Source organism: Magnetovibrio sp. PR-2 (assembly GCF_036689815.1).
In the GTDB taxonomy this organism is placed as follows: Bacteria; Pseudomonadota; Alphaproteobacteria; order Rhodospirillales; family Magnetovibrionaceae; genus Magnetovibrio.
Map to the genome: position 1 here is coordinate 1 of NZ_JBAHUR010000034.1, position 1,235 is coordinate 1,235.

Sequence of the window (1,235 nt, forward strand, 5' to 3'; positions counted from 1 at the left end):
TTACCGGCGTACATCGTGGCGACCAAATCCATTTTGGCTTTCCGTGCTTTGTTCTGATTATTGCGGATATGTTTAAGACGGTTGAGATGGCGGAGGGTCAGGACAGGTTTGCGGATTGGATAATCCGTGTTTGGTAGTCCCTTAGGGATAACCAATCCAAGGTTCTTTGCTGAAAATTCAAATAGTTCATATGCTCGCATTGCCGAATACCTCCATACAGGTATTTAGCGGCGAGAGTTTCCGGTGTCAGGGGTATAGCGGTCATGAAAATCACCGCTCCAACATTTCCGTGCCTGACCCATACCTGTCATTTGTCTGGCTTTAAATTCTTGCATAAGATGAGCAATTAAATGAAGCTTTGAACAAGCGAAAAACCAACCAAATATTGGGGGCAATGCGATGAGTTTGGCAGAAGGAATTGCATGGGGCGATCTAATGGGGATTGTTGGTGTTATCCTCTACATCGGCTCCTATTTTGCTTTGCAAGCCGGAATAATCAAAGGTCAAGGATACCTGTACGCAACTTTAAATACCGCTGCCGCATCCTGTGTTCTGCTGAGCCTCGTCAATAATTTCAATCTTTCTTCGGCAATTATTCAAGTCACATACATTGCGATTAGCGTATTCGGCATAATCAGGTTTTATATTCTTACACACCGGATCAAATTCAATTTTGAAGAACTGGCCTTTATAGGTGTCGCTTCCCCCAACCTGGACAAGCTTTATTCGCGTAAATTGCTTAATGTGGGAATGTGGAAGACAGTTCCACCCGACACCGTCCTGACAGCAGAAGGACAAACTCCATCATCCCTATTTTATATTTTTGAAGGATATGCGGAGGTAACCGTTGGCGGAAAATCAGTTGCGCACCTTGAGGGCAACTCCCTGGTTGGGGAAATGTCTTGCCTTACAGGCATGCCTGCTTCTGCAACTGTGATCGCGACAAAGCCAACGCGTATATTTGAACTCAATCTTGGTGACCTCGAAAAGTTTCTTGTCCGAAACCCGACTGTCCGCCATGAACTTGAGAGTCGCTTTGCCAAACAAATTAGCACAAAACTCGTTCGTGCCAACGCGGCCTTAATGGAACAAGTGTAACGGGCCATAATGTCCGCTTTTCGAATTGCCACTGCTAAATGTCCGCTGTTCACCCACATTCAGCCCTCAGATTTGATGGCAATATTTAGCCGCTTTTGACCCAAGACGGACTTGATAAACCGTGGGAACGAATGTGT

General features: G+C 45.6%; 2 protein-coding genes. One reads left to right on the forward strand and one right to left on the reverse strand.

Annotated features, from left to right (window positions below; genetic code table 11):
- On the reverse strand, positions 1-200 hold a 200-nt coding region (locus tag V5T82_RS18080; RefSeq protein WP_332897075.1), incomplete at its 3' end, for a hypothetical protein.
- 199 nt (positions 201-399) lie between these two features.
- On the opposite strand from V5T82_RS18080, the gene V5T82_RS18085 reads away from it, so the two are divergent.
- A complete protein-coding gene (locus V5T82_RS18085) occupies positions 400-1,098 on the forward strand; it encodes a cyclic nucleotide-binding domain-containing protein (RefSeq protein WP_332897076.1) in 699 nt (232 codons plus the stop codon).
- Positions 1,099-1,235 lie beyond the last annotated feature (137 nt).